Source organism: Alcaligenes sp. SORT26 (assembly GCF_017377875.1).
GTDB lineage: Bacteria > Pseudomonadota > Gammaproteobacteria > Burkholderiales > Burkholderiaceae_B > Alcaligenes > Alcaligenes parafaecalis.
In genome coordinates this window covers 894,517-913,516 of sequence record NZ_CP070975.1, presented here as the reverse complement: position 1 = coordinate 913,516, position 19,000 = coordinate 894,517, and the positions used below count along the sequence as shown (strand labels likewise).

Annotated in this window: 16 protein-coding genes; 6 read left to right on the top strand and 10 right to left on the bottom strand. The window is 56.3% G+C overall.

Annotated elements, in window-relative coordinates:
- Window positions 1-160: 160 nt before the first annotated feature.
- The 3 genes from JYG33_RS04260 (at window position 161) to JYG33_RS04250 (ending at window position 3,759) form a co-directional block, all read left to right on the top strand.
- Window positions 161-1,204 (top strand): Fe(3+) ABC transporter substrate-binding protein, encoded by a 1,044-nt coding sequence (locus JYG33_RS04260; protein ID WP_207874800.1) that lies wholly within the window; start codon window positions 161-163, stop codon window positions 1,202-1,204.
- Window positions 1,205-1,300: 96 nt separating this feature from the next.
- Window positions 1,301-2,965, top strand: a complete 1,665-nt coding sequence (locus JYG33_RS04255; protein ID WP_207874799.1) for an iron ABC transporter permease — start codon at window positions 1,301-1,303, stop codon at window positions 2,963-2,965.
- Window positions 2,962-3,759: an ABC transporter ATP-binding protein gene (locus JYG33_RS04250; RefSeq protein ID WP_207874798.1), complete on the top strand. Its 798-nt coding sequence runs from the start codon at window positions 2,962-2,964 to the stop codon at window positions 3,757-3,759. Before JYG33_RS04255 ends, JYG33_RS04250 begins: the two co-directional genes overlap by 4 nt.
- 24 nt (window positions 3,760-3,783) lie before the next feature.
- Here the strand turns inward: JYG33_RS04250 and JYG33_RS04245 are convergent, their stop codons facing one another.
- Window positions 3,784-4,977: an MFS transporter gene (locus tag JYG33_RS04245; protein ID WP_207874797.1), complete on the bottom strand. Its 1,194-nt coding sequence runs from the start codon at window positions 4,975-4,977 to the stop codon at window positions 3,784-3,786.
- A 102-nt stretch (window positions 4,978-5,079) separates the two neighbouring features.
- On the opposite strand from JYG33_RS04245, the gene JYG33_RS04240 reads away from it, so the two are divergent.
- The gene (locus tag JYG33_RS04240; RefSeq protein ID WP_207874796.1) at window positions 5,080-6,009 is read left to right on the top strand and encodes a LysR family transcriptional regulator; all 930 of its coding nucleotides are present in this window, start codon (window positions 5,080-5,082) and stop codon (window positions 6,007-6,009) included.
- Window positions 6,010-6,129: 120 nt separating this feature from the next.
- Here JYG33_RS04240 and JYG33_RS04235 read toward each other — a convergent pair whose 3' ends face one another.
- The 7 genes from JYG33_RS04235 to JYG33_RS04205 form a co-directional block, all read right to left on the bottom strand.
- Entirely contained in the window at window positions 6,130-6,588 is a 459-nt protein-coding gene (locus JYG33_RS04235) for a GNAT family N-acetyltransferase (RefSeq protein ID WP_207874795.1), read from the bottom strand.
- 135 nt (window positions 6,589-6,723) lie between these two features.
- Window positions 6,724-8,136, bottom strand: coding sequence for a type I glutamate--ammonia ligase (gene glnA / locus JYG33_RS04230; protein WP_207874793.1), 1,413 nt, complete (start codon window positions 8,134-8,136; stop codon window positions 6,724-6,726).
- Window positions 8,137-8,363: 227 nt separating this feature from the next.
- Window positions 8,364-9,578 carry a radical SAM family heme chaperone HemW gene (gene hemW / locus JYG33_RS04225; protein ID WP_207874791.1) on the bottom strand — a complete coding sequence of 405 codons (1,215 nt, stop codon included), beginning with the start codon at window positions 9,576-9,578 and terminating at the stop codon, window positions 8,364-8,366.
- Window positions 9,579-9,582: 4 nt separating this feature from the next.
- On the bottom strand, window positions 9,583-10,194 hold the full coding sequence (gene rdgB / locus JYG33_RS04220; RefSeq protein WP_207874790.1) for an RdgB/HAM1 family non-canonical purine NTP pyrophosphatase: 612 nt from the start codon (window positions 10,192-10,194) through the stop codon (window positions 9,583-9,585).
- Between the two features lie 159 nt (window positions 10,195-10,353).
- Window positions 10,354-11,091: a ribonuclease PH gene (gene rph / locus JYG33_RS04215; RefSeq protein WP_207874788.1), complete on the bottom strand. Its 738-nt coding sequence runs from the start codon at window positions 11,089-11,091 to the stop codon at window positions 10,354-10,356.
- Window positions 11,092-11,120: 29 nt separating this feature from the next.
- The gene (locus tag JYG33_RS04210) at window positions 11,121-13,742 is read right to left on the bottom strand and encodes an AAA family ATPase (protein WP_207874787.1); all 2,622 of its coding nucleotides are present in this window, start codon (window positions 13,740-13,742) and stop codon (window positions 11,121-11,123) included.
- Complete coding sequence (locus JYG33_RS04205) at window positions 13,732-14,850, bottom strand: DNA repair exonuclease (protein ID WP_207874786.1); 1,119 nt, start codon at window positions 14,848-14,850, stop codon at window positions 13,732-13,734. Before JYG33_RS04205 ends, JYG33_RS04210 begins: the two co-directional genes overlap by 11 nt.
- 147 nt (window positions 14,851-14,997) lie before the next feature.
- Between JYG33_RS04205 and JYG33_RS04200 the strand changes: the two genes are divergently transcribed.
- Both JYG33_RS04200 and nudC read left to right on the top strand, forming a co-directional pair.
- Window positions 14,998-15,930: a YicC/YloC family endoribonuclease gene (locus JYG33_RS04200; RefSeq protein WP_207874784.1), complete on the top strand. Its 933-nt coding sequence runs from the start codon at window positions 14,998-15,000 to the stop codon at window positions 15,928-15,930.
- Window positions 15,931-16,540: 610 nt separating this feature from the next.
- The gene (gene nudC / locus JYG33_RS04195; RefSeq protein WP_207874783.1) at window positions 16,541-17,302 is read left to right on the top strand and encodes an NAD(+) diphosphatase; all 762 of its coding nucleotides are present in this window, start codon (window positions 16,541-16,543) and stop codon (window positions 17,300-17,302) included.
- A gap of 9 nt (window positions 17,303-17,311) precedes the next feature.
- Here nudC and JYG33_RS04190 read toward each other — a convergent pair whose 3' ends face one another.
- Both JYG33_RS04190 and JYG33_RS04185 read right to left on the bottom strand, forming a co-directional pair.
- The gene (locus tag JYG33_RS04190; RefSeq protein WP_207874781.1) at window positions 17,312-17,767 is read right to left on the bottom strand and encodes a MarR family transcriptional regulator; all 456 of its coding nucleotides are present in this window, start codon (window positions 17,765-17,767) and stop codon (window positions 17,312-17,314) included.
- 86 nt (window positions 17,768-17,853) lie between these two features.
- Window positions 17,854-18,996 carry an NAD(P)/FAD-dependent oxidoreductase gene (locus JYG33_RS04185; protein WP_207874779.1) on the bottom strand — a complete coding sequence of 381 codons (1,143 nt, stop codon included), beginning with the start codon at window positions 18,994-18,996 and terminating at the stop codon, window positions 17,854-17,856.
- Between the last annotated feature and the right edge of the window lie 4 nt (window positions 18,997-19,000).

Here is a 19,000-nt window from a genome sequence, read left to right as displayed (position 1 = left end):
GAAGCCTTGATTTTCCTGGTCTGGCAAGGTTGATGGCCTGTTTTCGGATGAATGCATGGCTGGGCGCCGAAATAGCTCTTGCCTAGTTTCTGCATACGTTTGATAATCATTCACGTTTTCCGGATTATTCGCTATTTTGCCCGTTTTTGGAGTGTTGATAATGCGTTTTACTCTTCGTAGCCGTGCTCTGACCCAAGCCTTGCTTCTGTCCGCGATGGGCACGATGTCGATGGCCGCTTTCGCCGCAGGCGAAGTCAACCTCTACACCACACGCGAACCCGGTTTGATCACTCCCCTGCTGGAAACCTTCAGCAAGGACACGGGCGTGAAGGTCAATACCGTCTTTGTCAAAGACGGTTTGATCGAGCGTGTGAAAACCGAAGGCGACAAGTCCCCAGCCGACATCCTGATGACGGTGGACATTGGCAATCTGCTGGATCTGGTGGAAGCCGGTATTACGCAGCCGGTTAATTCCGCCGAGCTGGACAGCGCCATCCCCGCCAATCTGCGCGGTGAAGACAAACAGTGGTACTCCCTGTCCCTGCGTGATCGCGTGGCGTATGTGGCCAAGGATGTGGATGTGAAAAGCATTCACTACGAAGATTTCGCCGATCCTAAATGGAAAGGCAAGGTGTGCATTCGCTCTGGCCAGCACCCTTACAACACGGCACTGGTCGCCGCCATGATTGCGCATAACGGTGCCGAGGCAACCGAGCAGTGGCTGCGTGGTGTGAAAGACAATCTGGGTCGCAAGGCTGCTGGAGGTGACCGTGACGTCGCCCGCGACATTCTGGGTGGCATTTGTGATGTCGGTATCGCCAACGCCTACTACGTGGGTCGCATGAAAAATGCCGAACCCGGTAGCGACTCCTACAAATGGGGTGAAGCGATCAATGTGGTGCGCCCGACTTTTGCCGATACCAAAGGCGGTGGCACACACGTGAACATCTCCGGTGCTGCTGTGGCCAAGCATGCTCCTAATAAAGACAATGCCGTCAAACTGCTGGAGTACCTGGTTTCCGAGAAAGCCCAGAGCCTGTACGCCAAGGCCAACTACGAATACCCGGTACGCGCAGGCGTTGAGCTGGATCCGGTTGTTGCCAGCTTCGGCCCCATGACGATTGATCCTTTGCCACTGACTGAAATCGCCAAACATCGCAAGCAAGCCAGCGAGTTGGTAGATAAAGTTGGCTTCGACAACTAAAATCGCCCTACTCTCTTTTTCTACGACCGCCAGCTTTGAGAAATCAGAGCGGCGGTCGTCGCGCATTTAAGCGCCTGTAATACCTAGTCTTTCATAATGCCCTTTTTTCGCCGTCTGCCTCTTTGGTCCCTGGCTGCTGCTGTGATTGCCCTTGTGGTGGCAGCGCCTGTGATTACCCTGCTGACCCACGCTTTAGGCGGCTCAACCGAGCACTGGTCACATCTGTTCCAGTTTGTGCTGCCCCAGGCCATGAGCAATACCTTGCTGCTGCTTCTGGGCGTCGGTGTGGTGGTCAGTTGTTTAGGGGTGGGTTCGGCCTGGTTGATTACGGCCTATGAGTTCCCCGGTCGGCGTATCTTGCAATGGGCCTTGCTCCTGCCCTTGGCCGTGCCTACGTATATCGTGGCCTTTGCTTATCTGGATTTGCTGCATCCGATTGGCCCGATTCAATCCGCAATCCGCTATGTCTTGGGCTATAGCAGCCCGCGTGAATTTCGCTTGCCGGATCTGCGTTCCCTGGGTGGCGCCATCTTCTTGCTGGGCTCGGTGCTCTATCCCTACGTGTATCTCAGCACACGCGCCATGTTTGCCACGCAATCGGCCAGTTTGCTGGAAGCAGCTCGCATTATGGGTGAATCGGGGCGCAGTGTGTTTTTCCGGGTTGTCTTGCCTATGGCTCGCCCCGCCATTGCGGTGGGCGTCAGTCTGGCCTTGCTGGAAACCTTGAACGATATTGGTGCTTCCGAATTCCTGGGTGTGCAGACCTTAACCGTGTCTATTTACACCACCTGGGTGACGCGGTCTGACCTGGCTGGTGCAGCGCAGATTGCGGTATCCATGCTTTGTCTGGTGGCGGCCCTAATCAGCATTGAACGCTATGGTCGCCGTCGTCAGTCCTATTCCAGCAATCAACGCTCGGAGCCGATACGTCCGACCAAATTGAAAGGTTCGGCCGCCTGTATCGCCATTGCCTTGGGCGTCGCTCCTGTGCTGGTGGGTTTTGTGGCCCCTTCCCTGTACTTGCTGAATGAAACCATCAAGCATGTGACACAGGCAGGTGGTTTGTCCGCGCAATTGCTAAGCAGCGCCTGGAACACCTTGTATATCGCCGCCTTGGCAACGCTTGCCACCCTGACCTGTGGTCTGGTGGTGGCCTGGGCCGCACGCGCGGTCCGTTCGGGACGCAAGCCCCGTTTGGCTCGTTTCCTGGCCGGTGTCAGCAGCTTGGGCTATGCCATTCCGGGTACGGTATTGGCCATTGGTCTGCTCACCCCTTTGGTCATGTTTGACTCCTTCTACAATCAGTTCCTGTCCTGGTTCGGTATTACCTCCACCGGTCTGTTCTTGATGGGTTCGACTCTGGCTTTGGTGCTGGCCTATACCCTGCGCTTTTTGGCGATTTCAATCGGCGGTATCGAAGCGGGTCTGGCGCGCATCCCCTCCTCGCTGGAACAGGCGTCCCGCCTTTTAGGTGAAACACCTGCCGGTACCTTGAAGCGAGTGCACTTACCTTTGCTGCGGCCTGCCATGGGTGCGGCTGCTTTATTGATTTTTGTGGATGCCATGAAGGAGCTGCCTGCTACCTTGCTGCTGCGCCCGATGAACTTCGAGACGCTGGCAACCTGGTTGTATGCAGAGGCCGCTCGCGGAACGTATGAGGAAGGCGCTGTTGCCGCCTTGGCCATCGTTCTGGCCGGTTTGATTCCCGTTATTTTATTGGCACGTACCCAATTGATGGCCTCTGGCCCACGCGCATCATGAACAATTTTCTGGATTTGCAGGCAATTACCCTGTCCTACGAAACGTCCGAAGGTTTTCGGCCTGTAGTCGATCAGCTCAACTTGCAGTTGCCCCAAGGGGAAATTGGTTGTTTGCTGGGCGCATCGGGCTGTGGCAAAACGACGGTCTTGCGGGCGATTGCGGGTTTTGAGCCTTTGCGTGAAGGGCAGATTCTGTTGAATGGCTGCGTGTTGTCTGCCGTATCGCAGCAAGTGCCGCCTGAGCATCGCCAAGTAGGCATGATGTTTCAGGACTATGCCCTCTTTCCCCATTTAACCGTAGAGAAAAACGTAGGTTTTGGCCTGCGCAAGTGGGATAAAGGCGAGCGGCAAGCACGCGTCCTGGAAATGCTGGAGCTGGTGGATCTGGCTCGTTTAGCGCAGCGTTATCCGCACGAGCTCTCCGGCGGTCAGCAGCAACGCGTGGCTTTGGCACGGGCTTTGGCGCCCAAACCCTCTTTGTTGCTGCTGGACGAGCCCTTTTCCAATCTGGACGTGGATACCCGTGAACGTCTCGCCTTTGAAGTGCGCGATATTCTGAAAAGCGCCGGTATGACTGCGATTTTGGTGACACATAACCAGGCCGAGGCTTTTGCCATTGCAGACCGTATCGGCGTGATGCAGGCTGGCAAGATTATCCAATGGGATACGCCCTATAGCCTGCACCACCGCCCTGTGAATGATTTTGTAGCGGACTTTGTCCGTCGTGAAGCCATCATGGCGCAGCGGGCCCAGGCCTTTTTGCGCGGTGAGCCTGCTGAGCTACAAATCACTTAGCTTGGTTCTTTGATCGGACGGGTCTTACTGCCCTTTGACGGGCGTTTGCCCAATCTGCACAGAGGGCCTGCGGGCAGCAAAACGCATCAGGACTGGCAAGGCAAAGGCGATCAGCACTGTCAGCAAGAGCAAGGTATGCAGTACTGATAGAGAAACCTCCTGATCACTAAAAATCAGGGAAGGCACAGCCAAGGCAATAAAGCTGCCTATGTGATTGCCTGTGGTCTGCAAGGCCATGAAGCGAGCACGCTGGGCCTGATCGGGATAGCTGGCGCTGTAGGCGCTGGCACAAACCAGGCGGATATAGGTTCCCGCCATGAACAGGATCATGAATCCGTAAGCCGTCCCCCAACCCACTGCCAGCAAGATCAGAGACAGGATCAAAACCAGTGTGCCTAGATTGGCGACCGTGGTTTCCCTCCACTTCTTGATACCTACGGCCGACAGGCGCGAAGCCAGCAAGGCTGCGATCCCCCCCAGAACAAAAATGAACGGTATCTGCGGCAGTTCCGTGCCGTAGCGCAGAGCCAGGACAGGAATCAGGACGGGAATCAGTAATAGTGAGCCAGCCTGAGCAATAGCGGGCAGGCTCAACCACCGCCAGACGCCCCTCCCCAAGGGCTTGGAGCTTGTTTGAGTGATCACAGGAGAGCTTGACGGCAGAAAGAAGTAAGCCAAGACGCAGGCAAGCAAGCAAAGAACGGCCAGAACCAGCATGGCGATACGCCAGCCTGCATTTACTGCGATGAATAAGGTCGTAGGCATACCGACAACACTGACCAAGGCAAAGGCGCTGACCACAATGGCAATGGCGTCTGTGCGCTGCTCGGCATTCATGCCATTCAAAAGCAAGGTCATAGCCGCACTCATTAAAAACCCGCCTAATAAGCCTGCTCCCAGGCGCAGTACCAGAAATAAGGCAAAGTGCGAGCTAAGGGCTCCCAAGGCAGTCAACACGGCAAGAAAACACAGGGCCAGGAGCAGCAAGGGTTTCAAGGACAGCTTGGGCATCCAGCGCGCAGCCAGCACACCGGATAAGGCCGCGGCCCCCATATACAGAGAGGCGGCATAGCCAGCATAGGCGGGTGGAACGTCAAAATCGACTGCCATCCAGACAAAGAGCGGAGTTAGCGCCATGAACTCCAGGGCGTGCACAAACTGGATAAAGGAGACGGCCCGAGCCCGTTGCTTGGGATGGGAAACTTCAGATTCAGACATGGTAATGACCGTAAAGAAACAAGGTTCTAGGCTAGTTCTTCATGGTTTTGATATGTAGTCTCTATAATTTGAATATTGAGTTATCAAAATCGGGATTGTCTGATGAGCTCCCAGCTAAATCTGAATGCCTTGCGGGTGTTTGTACAAGTCGCTGAAAGTGGCAGTTTTACGGCGGCCGCTCAAGTGCTGGACTTGCCTACGTCTAACGTCAGCCGTTATGTAGCCCAGTTAGAGCGGCAAGTGGGTCAGCGCTTGTTGGAGCGTAACTCCCGACAGTTGCGCTTGAGCAGTGTGGGCCAAGGTCTGTTCGACACGGTACAGCCCTGGTGGGGCGCCTTGAAGCAGGCGGAGCAGGATTTGCTGGATCAGCGTACGCGTTTGTCGGGGCGTTTGCGGATTTGTATTCCCTCGGAAGTCGGCCCGGTTTTATTGGCGACGGTGTTGGCGGATTTTGCGGCGCAGCATCCGGATCTGGAGTTGCATTGCCAGACCAATCTGGAAGGCCCCAAAGTGCTGGCGCAGGATTTTGATCTGGCTTTATTGATGTGTCGTGGGGCTTTGGCCGATAGCAGCCTGGTGGTGCAGGAGCTTTGCTCCTTTGATTGTCAGGTTGTGGCTGCGCCCTCTTTGATTGAGCAGTACGGAATGCCTGCCACTCTGGAGGAGCTGGAGCAACTACCCTGCATTAGCACGGATACGGCGCTGGATGGTCAGGCCTGGCAGTTTGTATTGCCGGATGGGAAGTTTCAGATCTTGAGTGTTGCCAGCCGATTTCGGGTCAATAGCGGTTTATTGGCCGGTGCCGGAGCGGTGAAAGGATTGGGTTTTGCGATTTTAGGGCGGCAAAGCTGTCAAAAAGAGATTGAACAGGGGCGGCTGATCCCGGTTCCCCTGCCCTTACCTCCCGCGCCTTTACGCCTGGTGTTGGCTTATACACATAGACGACACTTGTCGAACTCGGCGCGTGCCTTGATTGAGTATTTGAAGAAGCAGCGGGATAGCTATGGCTTGCCAGGACTAAGCGCGGACTAAGATCAATATCTGCCACCTGCTAGTGATTTTCAGAAAGACTCTTGAGCAGGTGGTCTGGTCTGCGGTCTGACTTAAGTCATTTTGCGCAGTGGCAGTCGTCACTCACATACAGTGATCACATCAGGCAATGACAGCGGGTTTGACCATATCAATATGAGGAATGTCGTCCTCGTCGTACACATCGCCTACCGGCTCGAAGCCTAAGGACCCGTAGAACTTCTGCAAGTGTGCCTGGGCACCAATGCGTATTCCGGCACCGGGATAGCGATCTTCCGTGAAACGAATCGCTTCTGCCACCAGAGCGTAGCCAATTTTCAGGCTTCTGAATTTGGCCAGGGTCAGGACTCTGCCTATAGATGGCTGCTCGTATTTCAGGCCTGGCTCAACGACACGGGCGTACGCTGCCAGTTCGCCGTCCTTCAGCACGGAAAGATGCCAGGAATGTACATCCAGACCATCAACTTCCTGATAGGCGCAGGCCTGCTCGACCACAAACACTGCCTCACGCGCCTGAATGATTGTGTACAGTTCCCGCGTGGACAGATCATCCAACTGCTTCCATTGAAAAACCAGATCCATCTCTACTTCCATGACGATAGTGATTTATTGACTGCGTATGGTAATCGTCTCAGCACGACTTGCAAGTACAAAAAGAGCAGCCCGAAGGCTGCTCTTTTTTTATCCTGCTGGCAAGAATTGCCAGCACCTTCGATCTTAAAGGCTGTAGTACATGTCGAATTCAACCGGATGCGGAACCATACGCAGACGGGTGATTTCAGCTTGCTTGAGCTCGATGAAGGCATCCAGCATTTCATTGCTGAAAACACCGCCACGGGTCAGGAATTCGCGATCTTTGTCCAGGGACTCGATAGCTTGTTCCAGCGACACACAAACGGTTGGGATTTTTGCATCTTCTTCGGGTGGCAGATCGTACAAGTTCTTGTCGGCTGCATCGCCGGGGTGAATCTTGTTCTGCACACCGTCCAGACCGGCCATCATCAAGGCGGAGAAAGCCAGGTATGGGTTGGCCATTGGATCGGGGAAGCGGGCTTCCACACGACGTGCCTTGGGGTTGCTGACGTAGGGAATGCGGATCGAGGCCGAGCGGTTACGGGCGGAGTACGCCAGTTTGACCGGAGCTTCAAAGTGCGGAACCAGACGCTTGTAGGAGTTGGTCGTGGGGTTGGTGATGGCGTTCAGGGCACGGGCGTGCTTGATGATGCCGCCAATGTAGAACAGCGCGAACTCGGACAGACCGGCGTATTCGTTACCGGCAAACAAGTTCTGGCCGTCTTTCCAGATGGACTGGTGCACGTGCATGCCGGAACCGTTGTCACCGACCACAGGCTTGGGCATGAAAGTTGCCGTTTTGCCATAAACGTGAGCCACGTTATGGATGGTGTACTTCATGATCTGGTTCCAGTCTGCGCGTTCGACCAGGGTCGAGAAGCGAGTACCGATTTCCAATTGACCAGGAGCCGCCACTTCGTGGTGATGGATTTCAACAGGAACGCCCTGCTGTTCCAGCAGCAAACACATTTCGGAGCGCAGGTCTGCAAACGAATCCGTAGGCGAAACAGGAACGTAGCCGCCTTTGATGCCAGGACGGTGACCCAGGTTATTGCCATTGAGTTCCAGACCACGCGACCAGGGGGCTTCGTCAGAGCGAATCTTCACGAAGCTGCCCGACATGTCGTCGTTCCAGGTAATACCGTCGAACACGAAGAATTCTGGCTCGGGACCAAAGTAGGCGGTATCGCCCAAACCGCTGGAGCGCAGGTAGGCTTCAGCACGCTTGGCCAGCGAACGTGGGTCGCGGTCGTAACCTTTCAAATCGGAAGGCTCGACCACATCGCAGGTCAGAATCAGGGTGGGCTCTTCACGGAACGGGTCCATACGGGCGGTTTTCGCGTCCGGGATGAGCAACATGTCCGAGGCTTCAATTCCTTTCCAGCCAGGCAAGGAAGAGCCGTCAAAGGCGACACCAGACTCAAAGCGATCCTCGTCCACCGCGTGTGCAGGGGTGGTCAAGTGGTGCTCGCGGCCCAGGGTATCGGTAAAGCGGAAATCGACAAACGTGATTTCGCGTTCGGCGATGATCTTCAGAACATCTTCGGGGGAGGACATGGTTACTCCAGCGTCAATGACGTTAACAAAAAGAGAGGAGGAGTGGCGCGGATCATTGTGTAACCCACTAAGGCAGGTCTTAACCGCGCTTATCAGAATCGGGGCTGAATTAGATGCAAACAGGCCGGCATCGATAAAGTCGTTATGGCATAGGACTTACCAGAAATTAATTGTAGAGCAATTGTGCAGATGCACAATAAAAAATGTCTTAAATAAACAATTAAATGTCAGGAACCTTCATCGGGAAGGAATGCTTCCTGTAAATCATTTAGAAAGCGCCAGCCTAAATCCGTGGTCCGAATACGGATTGGATCGGACGCCAGCAAACCTTTTTCGATATTGCGCTTGATGACGGGCAGGATCTGCGTCAGGGGTACACCAGTACGTTCCGGGAAGTACTGGGACGGAACACCCTCTTTCAGGCGCAGTACGTTCAGCATGAACTCAAAAGGCAAGTCTTTAGCGGTGACGCGGGCATTGTGGGCGTAATGGCTGCCATCGCGCTTGACGGCGTTCTGCATCCATTGCGCCGGGCTGCGGGTGGTCGCGGTACGGATAATGCGGTCGTGAAAGGACAGCTTGCCGTGAGCGCCCGGGCCTATGCCGATATAGTCGCCAAACTCCCAGTAGTTCAGATTGTGGCGGCTATGACCGCCGCGCTTGCTGTAGGCCGAAATCTCGTACTGGTTCCAGCCACGGCTGGCGGTCAGCTCGATCAGGCGGTCCTGCATGGCGGCGCTATCGTCGTCATCGGGCAAGGCTGGCGGGTATTTCGCGAAGACAGTATTGGGTTCCAGCGTCAAATGGTAGAGCGACAAATGCTCGGTCTCATAGGACATGGCCTGCAAAATGTCCTGCTCCGATTGCGCAGGCGTCTGACCTGGCAAGGCGTACATGACGTCCAGATTGACGCGGTCCACGGCCTTCATGGCGGCTTCAATGGCCTGACGCGCTTGCTGGCTGTCGTGAATCCGGCCCAGGGCTTTCAGGGCCTCATCATTAAAGCTTTGAATTCCCAGGGAAATCCGGTTTACGCCACTCTGCGCGAAATCCATGAAGCGCGAGGCTTCCGAGGCGCCGGGATTGGCTTCCAGGGTGATTTCTGCATCGGGCAGCAAGTTCAGATGGGAGCGCAGCAAGGCCAGCATGCGGTCCAAGGCCTGGGCTGACAGCAGGCTGGGGGTGCCACCGCCAATAAAGACGGAAATAACCTGTCTGCCCCAGACCAGCGGCAAGGTCTGTTCCAGATCAGCTTGCAAGGCGTCCAGATACTCGTTTTCGGGCAGTTCTGCCGGTGCTTCGTGTGAGTTGAAGTCACAGTACGGGCACTTGCGCACACACCAGGGCACGTGCACGTAGACGGAAAGGGGCGGCAGGCTGGGCAATAGGGTTGCAGGTCCGGAACCCGGTCGGATGCGTACCTCGGGAGAGAAAACAGTCATGTTTTTACTCGTCGGCCAGGCGTGCCAGGAGCGCTCGCATGGCTTGCGCACGATGGCTGTACTTGTTCTTCACTTCAGGCGAGAGCTGCGCAGCGGTTTGTTTGAGCTCAGGCAAGTAGAAATGCGGGTCGTAGCCAAAGCCGTTATCGCCTTCGGGCTGATCCTGAATCTCCCCTTCCCACACGCCTTCAATCACGATGGGCCGTGGGTCCTGGGCATGGCGCACATACACCAGAACGGCCACATAACAGGCGCGGCGGTCGCTTTGTCCTTGCAGGCGTTCTACCAGCAAGGCGTTATTGGCTGAATCGGACTTCTCGCCACCCCGTTCACGTGCTGCAAAGCGGGCGGAATAAACGCCGGGTGCTTCATCGAGCGCACGTACACAGAGGCCGGAGTCGTCGGCCAGGGCGGGCAAGCCGCTTAACTGGCTGGCGTGGCGCGCTTTGGCCAAGGCGTTTTCGATGAAAGTGGCAAAGGGTTCCTCGGCCTCGGGAATGTCCAACTGGCCTTGCGGAACCATGCTGATACCGGCCTGAGCCAAGATGGCCGAAAACTCTTTGAGCTTGCCGGCATTGTTGGAAGCCAGGACCACACGCTTGGATTCAGTGTTCATAAGTCGCTGCAGACGCTAAAGCGCCCTGTTCAGTAAAGATGGCAAGGCGCCGTGCCAGGCAGTGGATGCTGCGCGGGACGGCACGGCGTCCCAATAGCGGGTCTGTCCTGCTACCTGGCCGTGTGGCGTAGGTGGCAGGACAGACCCAATTCATAACAATCAGCCCTGCAAAGCTTGTTTTTGAGCTTGCATCAATTCGGCAATGCCCTGCTCGGCCAGATCCAGCAAGCGGTTCAGGGTAGGACGGGCAAAGGTTTGCCCTTCTGCGGTGCCCTGCACTTCGACCAGATTGCCACTGCCTGTCATGACGATATTCATGTCCACGCCGCAGGCAGAGTCTTCCAGATAATCCAGATCCAGCACGGGGTTGGATTCGTATACGCCGACCGAGACGGCGGCTAGCTGATCCAGAATGGGCGAGGCTTGCAGCTTGCCCTGCTCTTGCAGGCTGCGCACGGCCAGGCTGGCTGCTACCCAGGCGCCCGTGATGCTGGCGCAGCGGGTGCCGCCGTCGGCTTGCAGGACGTCGCAGTCAATGTGAATGGTGCGCTCACCCAGGGCCTTCAGATCGAAGACAGCACGCAGGCTGCGGCCGATCAGACGCTGGATTTCCTGGGTACGGCCATTTTGCTTGCCACGGGCCGCTTCGCGATCCGAGCGGGTGTGCGTAGAGCGAGGCAGCATGCCGTACTCCGCCGTGACCCAGCCCTGTTCCTTGCCTTTCAGAAAGGGAGGGACTTTGTCGAGCACGCTGGCATTGCACAGTACATGGGTTTCACCCAGACGGATCAACACCGAGCCTTCGGCGTGACGGGTAAAACCGGTCACCAGTTCGATAGGACGGCATTGTGCAGCGGATCGACCCGAGGGGCGTGCAATCGTAGCGGTTTCAGACAAGGCAAGGCTCCGGACAAAAATCAAAACGCCTATTGTACGCCTTGCGGCACGGGCCGGAGCGCAACACCCATGTCCATCCACTTATCGGCCTGACAGGTGAAAAGCAGGATTTGATGGCGTTGGGCAGCGTCATGAATAATGCGCTTCATGGCGCCCAGACGTTCGTTGTCGCTGTGGACCAGAACGTCATCCAGAATCAGCAACGTGGGACGTCCGGCCTGCTGCAATAAATCCGCATAGGCCAGGCGTGCGATCAGGCCAATTTGCTCGCGCGCACCAAAGCTCAAACCGTCGATATCGTCCGCCAGCCCTTGTCCGCTGTCGCGTTGCAGCCAGCGCGGAGCCAGATACTCGTCCAGCTCTACCCGTGCCTTGCCCAAGAGCAGGCGCAGATAGTGGTTGATGTGCTTTTGCAGAGGCTCGTGCAGCCTTTGGGTCAAGGTATTGCGCTGCTCGCGCAGTACGGACAGCAGCAGGCGCAAGGCGTCCACACGGCGCTCGTAGCTTGCACAGCGACGCTGGCAATCATTCAAGCGCAAAGAGGTCTGATCGATTTGTTCTTCCAGGCCTTGGGCACCGTGTGTTTCCAGGCGGGTCTGCACCAGTTGAGCGGCCAGACGGGCGTCGTTATAGCTTTGCTCTTGCTGTTGGGCGCTGCGTTCAAAACGCAGCAGATCCTGCTCCAGAACCGAGACGGACAAGGCGGCCAGTTCGGCTTCCAGCGCTTTCTGATCAGCCAGACGCTGCTCGCGTTGCAGACGTAGCTGGCCCCACTGCTGTTCACGCTCTTGCTGGGCTTGCTGGCGTTGCGGGTCAGCCCATTGCTGTTCCAGGCTTTGCGCTTCAGCCTGGGCCTGCTCCAGACGAGCCTGAGTGCGGGCGACGGTCTCGCGGGCGTCATGCCAGTCGCTCTCCAGCGCGCGATATTGCTGTTCCGCCAAGGCGGCGGTTTGCGCGATACGGCCCAGTTCCGTGGCTTCAATGGCCTCTCCACCGGGGCGCTGTGGGGCCACGCGCTGCTGGGCGGCCTGGACCAGGCCTTGTAAATGAGCTTTACCTTGGGGAGCCAGCGCCTTCATGGAGGTACGCAGCAGGCGATCCTGTTGTTCTTGCTCCCGGTACTGTTCGCGGCGACGCTCCAGTTCGTCCAGGTTTTTTCCGCCTAGCTGAGCCAGTGCTTGTGCGTAATCCTGCTGGGTTTGCGCCAGTTGTTGCTGCACTTTGCCCAGATCACGGCCACCAGGGATAATGCGTAGCTGACCCAGGCCCGGCAATTCAATCCGAGTGCTGGCGCTAAGGTGGGCGCGGTGTTGACCCTGAACAGGCTCGCCGTCCAGAAGCAGGCTGGCGCCTTCTTGCAGGTCAATCTGCAGTTCGGTGGAAATGGTTTCAAGCTGATGCTGCAGGCGCTGAATAAGCTGGTTTTGCTGGCGTAACTGCTCCAGAGCCTCGTCGCTGATTTTCAATTGGACCAAGGCCGCGCCGCACTGAGCCAACTGGGCTTCCAGCTTGCTCAGTTCTTCCAGTTGCCCTTGTACCTGCTGCAATTGCTGCTGCGTCCCTTCAAAAGCCGCTTGCTCCTGAAACCATTGTTGCCAGGCACGAGCACGTTCCTGCTCTTGTTGGCTGGCCTCCTTATGGCTGCGGGCCTGTTCCAGACGCTGGCTAAGGCTGCTTAGAATGCCCTGCTCTTGCTCCAGTTTGGAGCCTAAGCTTGTGATCTGCCCCGCCCGCTGGCTACGTTGGCTGGCCCATTCCTGGTCGCGCTCACCGGCTTGTTGGTAGAGCTTTTCACGCTCTTCCAGCATGGTCAGGGCTTGTTGCAGCTCTTTGGCGCGCTCCTGCAGTTGGCGGGCTTGGGCCAGTTGAATCTGCACTTGCTTGGCCTGCTCACGCAGTTGTTCCCAAGGGCGACTGCTTTCTGCCTGGGCGATTTGCTGCCGTGCTTGCGCCAGTTCGTCTACCCACTGCTGATACTGCTGCAAAGCCGATTGTTGGCTTTGCAACTGTTCTTCCAGTTCTTTAGCTTCTTTTTGAGCGGCCAGCCAGACGCCGCGCGGCTGTTCTTGAGCCTGGGTCACATATTGGTCTAGCTGTTGCTGAGCCTGTTCAATCAGATAATCGCCGTCTGCACTGGTCAGATCAGCGATTTCACTGCCCAAGGCCTGCTGCAAGGTCCCGCTGGCGTGTTCAACCGAGCTGCGCAGGTCTTGACCCTGCCCTTGCTCGATCCACAACAGGCCCGGCACGCCCCAGTTACGGGCCTGACTGCTGCCTTTGGCGGCGTATTCAAAGCCCATCTGCTGGGCCAGGTATTGCTCGGCCTCGTCATTGTCCAGGTGCTGATTGCCGATATACAGGTCGCAGCGCTTGCGTTTGAAGAAGCGTTTGCTCAGGCGCATATCCTGGCCATTCAGGCTGAAATTCAGCTCGATTTCCGGTGCGGCAGAGGAATCGCCCCAAGGGAGAATTTTAGTCAGGGTCCCTGTGCCATATCGCTCGAAAAACACTGTACGCAAGGCTTCGGCCAGGGTGCTTTTACCGGCCTCGTTGGGAGCACTAATGATGTTCAGACCGGGATCCAGCTTGTCCAGCGCTACAGGCTGACGGAAACGCTTGAACTGCTCAACGCGCAGGGACTTAATGTGCATGACCACTTTCCTTATCGCGCAGCAAACCAGCCAGAATCAACAAGGCGTCTTCTGCCGCCTGCTGCTGGCTACCGTGACGCAGCTCCTGCAACTGTTTCAATGCGGCCTGCAAGTAGCCGTCGGCTTGCAAGGCATCCAGATCCTGTTCTGAAGGCGCCAGACGCAAGGCGTCGCGCTGGCAATCCCAGGCGCGGCAACGGGCCTGAGCCTGCCCCAACAGGCTGTCCAGGCGCTCAAAACCGCTCAGGCTCAGTTGCCCGGAGAGTTCCAGTTCGACCACGCTTTGCTCGGCCAGGGCGCTTAGCTCGCGCTCCAGCAGGTCCAGATCGGTGTCGTCATTCAAATGATGCTGGATGCTGCGCCAAGGGTGCTGCGCGACCGGCAAGGCTTGAACCACAGGTATCGCGCCGGGTGCACTGATTTCCACCAGCAAAGCCTGGCCGGAATCGTTGTCCCGGAAACGGTCCGGTTCAGGGGTGCCACTGTAATAGCAGCGATCGTTGATTTTGACCATACCGTGCCAGTCGCCTAGCGCCAGATAGTCCAGACGGGCGCGGTGTACGCGGTTTTGGTCAATCAGGTTATGGCTGTCCAGATGCTCCAGCACGCCGCTGACGCTGCCATGGGCCAGGCCCAGACGCCAATAGCCTGCTGGGCTATCAGCCTGATCGAACCAGTCGCTCAGGTCTTGATAAGTCTGTCGTTGCGTCAAGGGCGCTGGCAAGATGGCTACTTTCAAGGCATCCAGCAGGAAAAGTTCTGGCGTATCAAGCACGTATGCGTAATCGGGAATGCAGTTCAGACGCCGGGCACGGGTCCAGACGCTTTCACTCAGGGCGGCGTCGTGGTTGCCGGGCAGGAGCAGCCAGGGGCCGGTAAAACCCGCCATGGCATTGAAACTGCGGCGTAGATTACGGTCGCTCAAGGTTTGCGAATCGAACACATCACCTGCCACCATAATCAGGTCGGCTCGGTGCTCGGTGGCCAGTGCGGCCAGTTTCTCGATGGCCTTGAAACGCGCCTCAGCCAAGGCGGCCGCGTCCTCCAGCTCGAAACGCGAGTACTGGCGACCTATTTGCCAATCGGCTGTATGCAAGATTCTTAGCATGACTGCCTGCCTTCAATGAAAAAAAATCGGCCCACATAGGCCTTGAATGCCTAAAGTATAGAGCTTTGCACGGGCTAGAGGAGCCGCCTAAACCAGGACAGCAGAGTACAATTGGCGGCTTTACTCCATTCTTAAAGTGACCCACCCATGATCCGTAGCATGACCGCGTTTGGCAGCGCCAAAGCCGAGTCCGAAGCAGGCTCCATCAATATCGAGATGCGCAGCGTCAATAACCGCTTTTTGGACCTGAATCTGCGTTTGCCCGAGGAACTGCGTTTCGCGGAAAATCTCTTGCGTGAGCTGGCTGCTCAAGGTGTGCAGCGCGGCAAGCTGGAGTTGCGGGTCAACTTTGCTCGTAGCGGCACGGATCAGCAGCGCAGTCTGGACATGGAGGCCGTGGAGCGCACGGCACAGATGTTGAAAGCCGCGCGTGTGGCTATTCCTGACCTGCCAGCCCCGGAATTGAGCACCTTGTTGAGCAATCAAAGTGGCAATAACTCCGGTATGGACCCGGAAGTCTGGTTGCCCATGATCAGCCAGGCGTTTGAGGCGGCTTTGCAGGATTTTCAGGCCACCCGTCAGCGTGAAGGTCAGCGCTTGGCCCAAGCCATGCTGGATATTCGCCAGGACATGAGCGTCATCGTCGATGAGGTCGAGCAACACCTGCCCTCTATCCTGAGCGAGCAAAAGAACAAGATCGCTACTCGTCTGCATGATGCCTTGCTGCAAGCCAGCCCGGACGGTTTTGCCCTGATTTCAGGCGAGGAGCTGTCCGCACGCGTCGCCCAGGAAGCCGCCGCCTTCTCCCTGCGTATCGATGTGGCTGAGGAAATCGCCCGCCTGCGCTCGCATTTGACGGAGCTGGAGCTGATTCTGAATGGCGATACCCAAGCCACACCCAACAAGAAAAGCACGCGCCAAGGCAGTACCGGCAAGCGTCTGGACTTCCTGTTCCAAGAGATGAACCGCGAAGCCAATACGCTGGGTTCCAAGGCAGGCAGCATGGACATGACGCGGGCCTCTATCGACCTGAAACTGTGTATTGAGCAGTTGCGCGAACAGACACAAAACATCGAGTAAAACCGGCCTAGGCCTTATTACTTGCTATTTTTGCGTTTTTTTCCGTCAGCCTGTCTGAGCTAAAACGCACAAAACCTCCAGGTTTTACCGTGTTTTTCAAGAAGACCGTCTTGCTAGGCCAGGCGGTTTTTTTGTGCCTTTTTTCTGATAGGGCCAGAACAGGAGCCACCTGTTTTTTTGAAAAGTGGTCTAGTGAGGGAGGGAAATAAATACATACACTTTATAAGCTGCCTTAATATCTAAAAATAAAATAGCCTTTTTTAAATAAAAAAATAAAACAGCTAATAAAAAATGATTTTTATAAATAATTAATCCGGTTCTTAAAAGCAAAGAATAAAACTGCCGGTTTAAATAAATTCATACTTGATTATTTGTCTGCTAATTAGGCGGCTTGTTAGTTTTGTCCTGGGCTTTTCTCGGCAGACTGATGACAAACGTCATCTTTTTGACATTTATATTTCTGGTTTTAAAACGCGGGTTTTTTTGAGTACGCTCTTCACGTACTGCTTCCCTGCCCCACCGTTTTTCTGCTTTTTTTTCGCTCGGCCATTCCCTTACAATAGCCAGCGCTGGGCTGCACTTAGGCGGCTTATTAAAGGACAAGAAACACATGAATTTCATTTTTCGTGGAAATGAAATATTGGTCAGCAGCCAAGAGGGGCAGGCCTTGATTCCCGCCCAACCCGCTCTGGATTTAGCGCCATCGCAATGGCATGCGCTTTTTTCCGGGGATGATTGCCAGGATTTTGCTTCTCATGTGACGGCACAGACCCAGGCCCCCGAAGGCTTTACCTTCCGCCCTTTGCGTGGCGTGCTGGCTCAGTTGGGTGAACAGGCCAGTATTGCGAATCGGGCCTTTCAGGTGTCGGAATGGGCGCGCAGCCACCGCTTCTGTGGCGTTTGTGGCTCGACCATGGAGCGCGTGAAGCATGAGCTGTGCTTTCGTTGCACGTCCTGTGGCTTTTCAGCCTACCCACGGATTTCTCCCGCCATGATGGTGCTGATCCGCGATAAGGATCGTATCTTGCTGGCCAGCCATTCGACCTACGCAACGGCCCGCTACACCGCGTTGGCTGGTTTTGTGGAGGCCGGTGAAAACCTGGAAGAAGCGATTCATCGCGAAGTTCTGGAGGAAGTGGGCCTGCGTGTGGACAATATCCGGTATTTCGGCAGCCAGTCCTGGCCTTTTCCGCATTCTTTGATGGTGGCCTATACCGCCGAGTACGCAGGTGGAGATATACGTGTTCAGGCTGACGAGATCAATGATGCCCGTTGGTTTGGTCCTGGCGATACCTTGCCCGATCTGCCCCATACCGATTCCATTGCTGGGCGCTTGATACGAGCCAATTTGCCAGGGCGCCCCGCAGAATAAATTCAGGCTTCAGGTCGCCAGATGGGTGGCGACATTGCGCAGCATGCGGCCCAGGTCCTCACGCTCATTCGGGTTGAGCACGGACAGGGCATCATCAATCATTTCCTTGGCGGCGGGCCAGACCTGCGCATAGCGCTCGCGGCCTGTTTCGCTAAGGTATACGCGCATGAAGCGGCTATCGGTTTCGTCCGCACGGCGCTGTACCAATTCGCGCTCTTGCATCTGATCAATGACCCGGCTCAAGACCGGCTGATGCACCACAATCGCTTTGGCAATTTCTCCAATGCTGCGCCCGTCTTTATCCCACAGGTATTGCAAGACCCGGAAATGCACATAGGTCATATTGTGCTCGCGCAGGGTGGTCGATCGCAGGGTTTGGTCCAGCTTGTAGATAATGTTGGCCATCTGGAAGGCCAGATTGGTTTCTACGCTGCTGTCGGGGATGGAGACGGGTGTTTTGCTCATAATGCCTTGGGAGAGTCAGTCCTGCGCTTGTCGCCCTATGAAAACAGGGCGACAAGCGGACCGTCAGTATACTAGCAGAGCTCTGCTTAGACGGTTCCCGTTGGCGTGTGGCTGGCAGCGCGGAAAATCTGTTCGTAGCTCCAGGGGTTGGCCATGGCCGAACGTACCACTTGGGTCCGTACCGCATCGGGCAAGGCGCTGATTTCGCCGTACAGACAGGACCACTTCTGGCAGTGCTCCACAATATCGCGCTCGCTACATTCCCACGCTTCCAGGGCCGCAGGAATGTCACGGGCGTCGTGCACCTGCTCCAGGAAACTTGCCAAAGCCAGACCATTTTGCATGGCCATGCCCCCACCCTGTCCCAGATTGGGTGGTTGTGCGTGTGCGGCATCACCCAAAATAGCCGTGCGGCCGCTGGACCAGGCTTTGCAACGCGTCACGCTGTAGCGACCCCAGCTTACGGGGCCATCAATACGTTCGATCAAATGTGCCCAATGGGGGAACAAGGCAGACCAATATTCCTTGTCGATCTGTGTATTGCTGGCGCGTATATCATCGTGCGGGCATGTCAGAGCCAGATAGGTCTGGGTTTCGCTGACTGGCGTAATCAATAAACGATGCAGGCCGTTCCAGTTCTCAATATATTTCTGGGCGTCTTGCTCAGCGGTGTCGCCGGGCTTGCGATCTATCATGGTGCGCAAGGCACCTTCACGCGTTTGCTCGTGAATCAGCTCCAGGCCCAAAGATTGACGGATGCGTGACCAGATGCCATCAGCGCCGACCACCAGGTCAGCCCGCAGACGCTCTCCCGAAGCCAGCTGGACTTCACCACGCGCACTGGCACTAATGGCTTCGACATTTGTGCGAACTTTCACGCCTGCGCGCTTGCCCGCTTGCTCCAGAGACTTCAGCAGTTGCGAGCGCATCACGGTAATCAGACGACGATTCGCCGGTGTGGGGCCGCAATCGATGACTTCATTGTTCAGATCGCGTTGCTCAAAGTGGCTACCGTAAAAAGCGCCTTCGATGGCTTGCTCGTAAGCGCCCAAGGCTTTCAGGACGCGCAGGCCGTTTTCCCAGATATAAATACCCGAGCCATTGGCGCGTAATTCCGATTGGCGCTCCAGCACGGTGACATCCCAGCCGCGTTGGGCCAGAGCGGCGGCCGTAGCCAAGCCACCCAGACCACCACCCGCAATCAAGGCACTTAGTTTTTTCTCGGACATGATG

Bases quoted from the DNA above. Each gene is read 5' to 3' on its own strand.
- JYG33_RS04260 (WP_207874800.1), top strand. From the start codon at position 161: ATGCGTTTTACTCTTCGTAGCCGTGCTCTGACCCAAGCCTTGCTTCTG.
- JYG33_RS04255 (WP_207874799.1), top strand. From the start codon at position 1,301: ATGCCCTTTTTTCGCCGTCTGCCTCTTTGGTCCCTGGCTGCTGCTGTG.
- JYG33_RS04250 (WP_207874798.1), top strand. From the start codon at position 2,962: ATGAACAATTTTCTGGATTTGCAGGCAATTACCCTGTCCTACGAAACG.
- JYG33_RS04245 (WP_207874797.1), bottom strand. From the start codon at position 4,977: ATGTCTGAATCTGAAGTTTCCCATCCCAAGCAACGGGCTCGGGCCGTC.
- JYG33_RS04240 (WP_207874796.1), top strand. From the start codon at position 5,080: ATGAGCTCCCAGCTAAATCTGAATGCCTTGCGGGTGTTTGTACAAGTC.
- JYG33_RS04235 (WP_207874795.1), bottom strand. From the start codon at position 6,588: ATGGATCTGGTTTTTCAATGGAAGCAGTTGGATGATCTGTCCACGCGG.
- glnA (WP_207874793.1), bottom strand. From the start codon at position 8,136: ATGTCCTCCCCCGAAGATGTTCTGAAGATCATCGCCGAACGCGAAATC.
- hemW (WP_207874791.1), bottom strand. From the start codon at position 9,578: ATGACTGTTTTCTCTCCCGAGGTACGCATCCGACCGGGTTCCGGACCT.
- rdgB (WP_207874790.1), bottom strand. From the start codon at position 10,194: ATGAACACTGAATCCAAGCGTGTGGTCCTGGCTTCCAACAATGCCGGC.
- JYG33_RS04210 (WP_207874787.1), bottom strand. From the start codon at position 13,742: ATGCACATTAAGTCCCTGCGCGTTGAGCAGTTCAAGCGTTTCCGTCAG.
- JYG33_RS04205 (WP_207874786.1), bottom strand. From the start codon at position 14,850: ATGCTAAGAATCTTGCATACAGCCGATTGGCAAATAGGTCGCCAGTAC.
- JYG33_RS04200 (WP_207874784.1), top strand. From the start codon at position 14,998: ATGATCCGTAGCATGACCGCGTTTGGCAGCGCCAAAGCCGAGTCCGAA.
- nudC (WP_207874783.1), top strand. From the start codon at position 16,541: ATGAATTTCATTTTTCGTGGAAATGAAATATTGGTCAGCAGCCAAGAG.
- JYG33_RS04190 (WP_207874781.1), bottom strand. From the start codon at position 17,767: ATGAGCAAAACACCCGTCTCCATCCCCGACAGCAGCGTAGAAACCAAT.
- JYG33_RS04185 (WP_207874779.1), bottom strand. From the start codon at position 18,996: ATGTCCGAGAAAAAACTAAGTGCCTTGATTGCGGGTGGTGGTCTGGGT.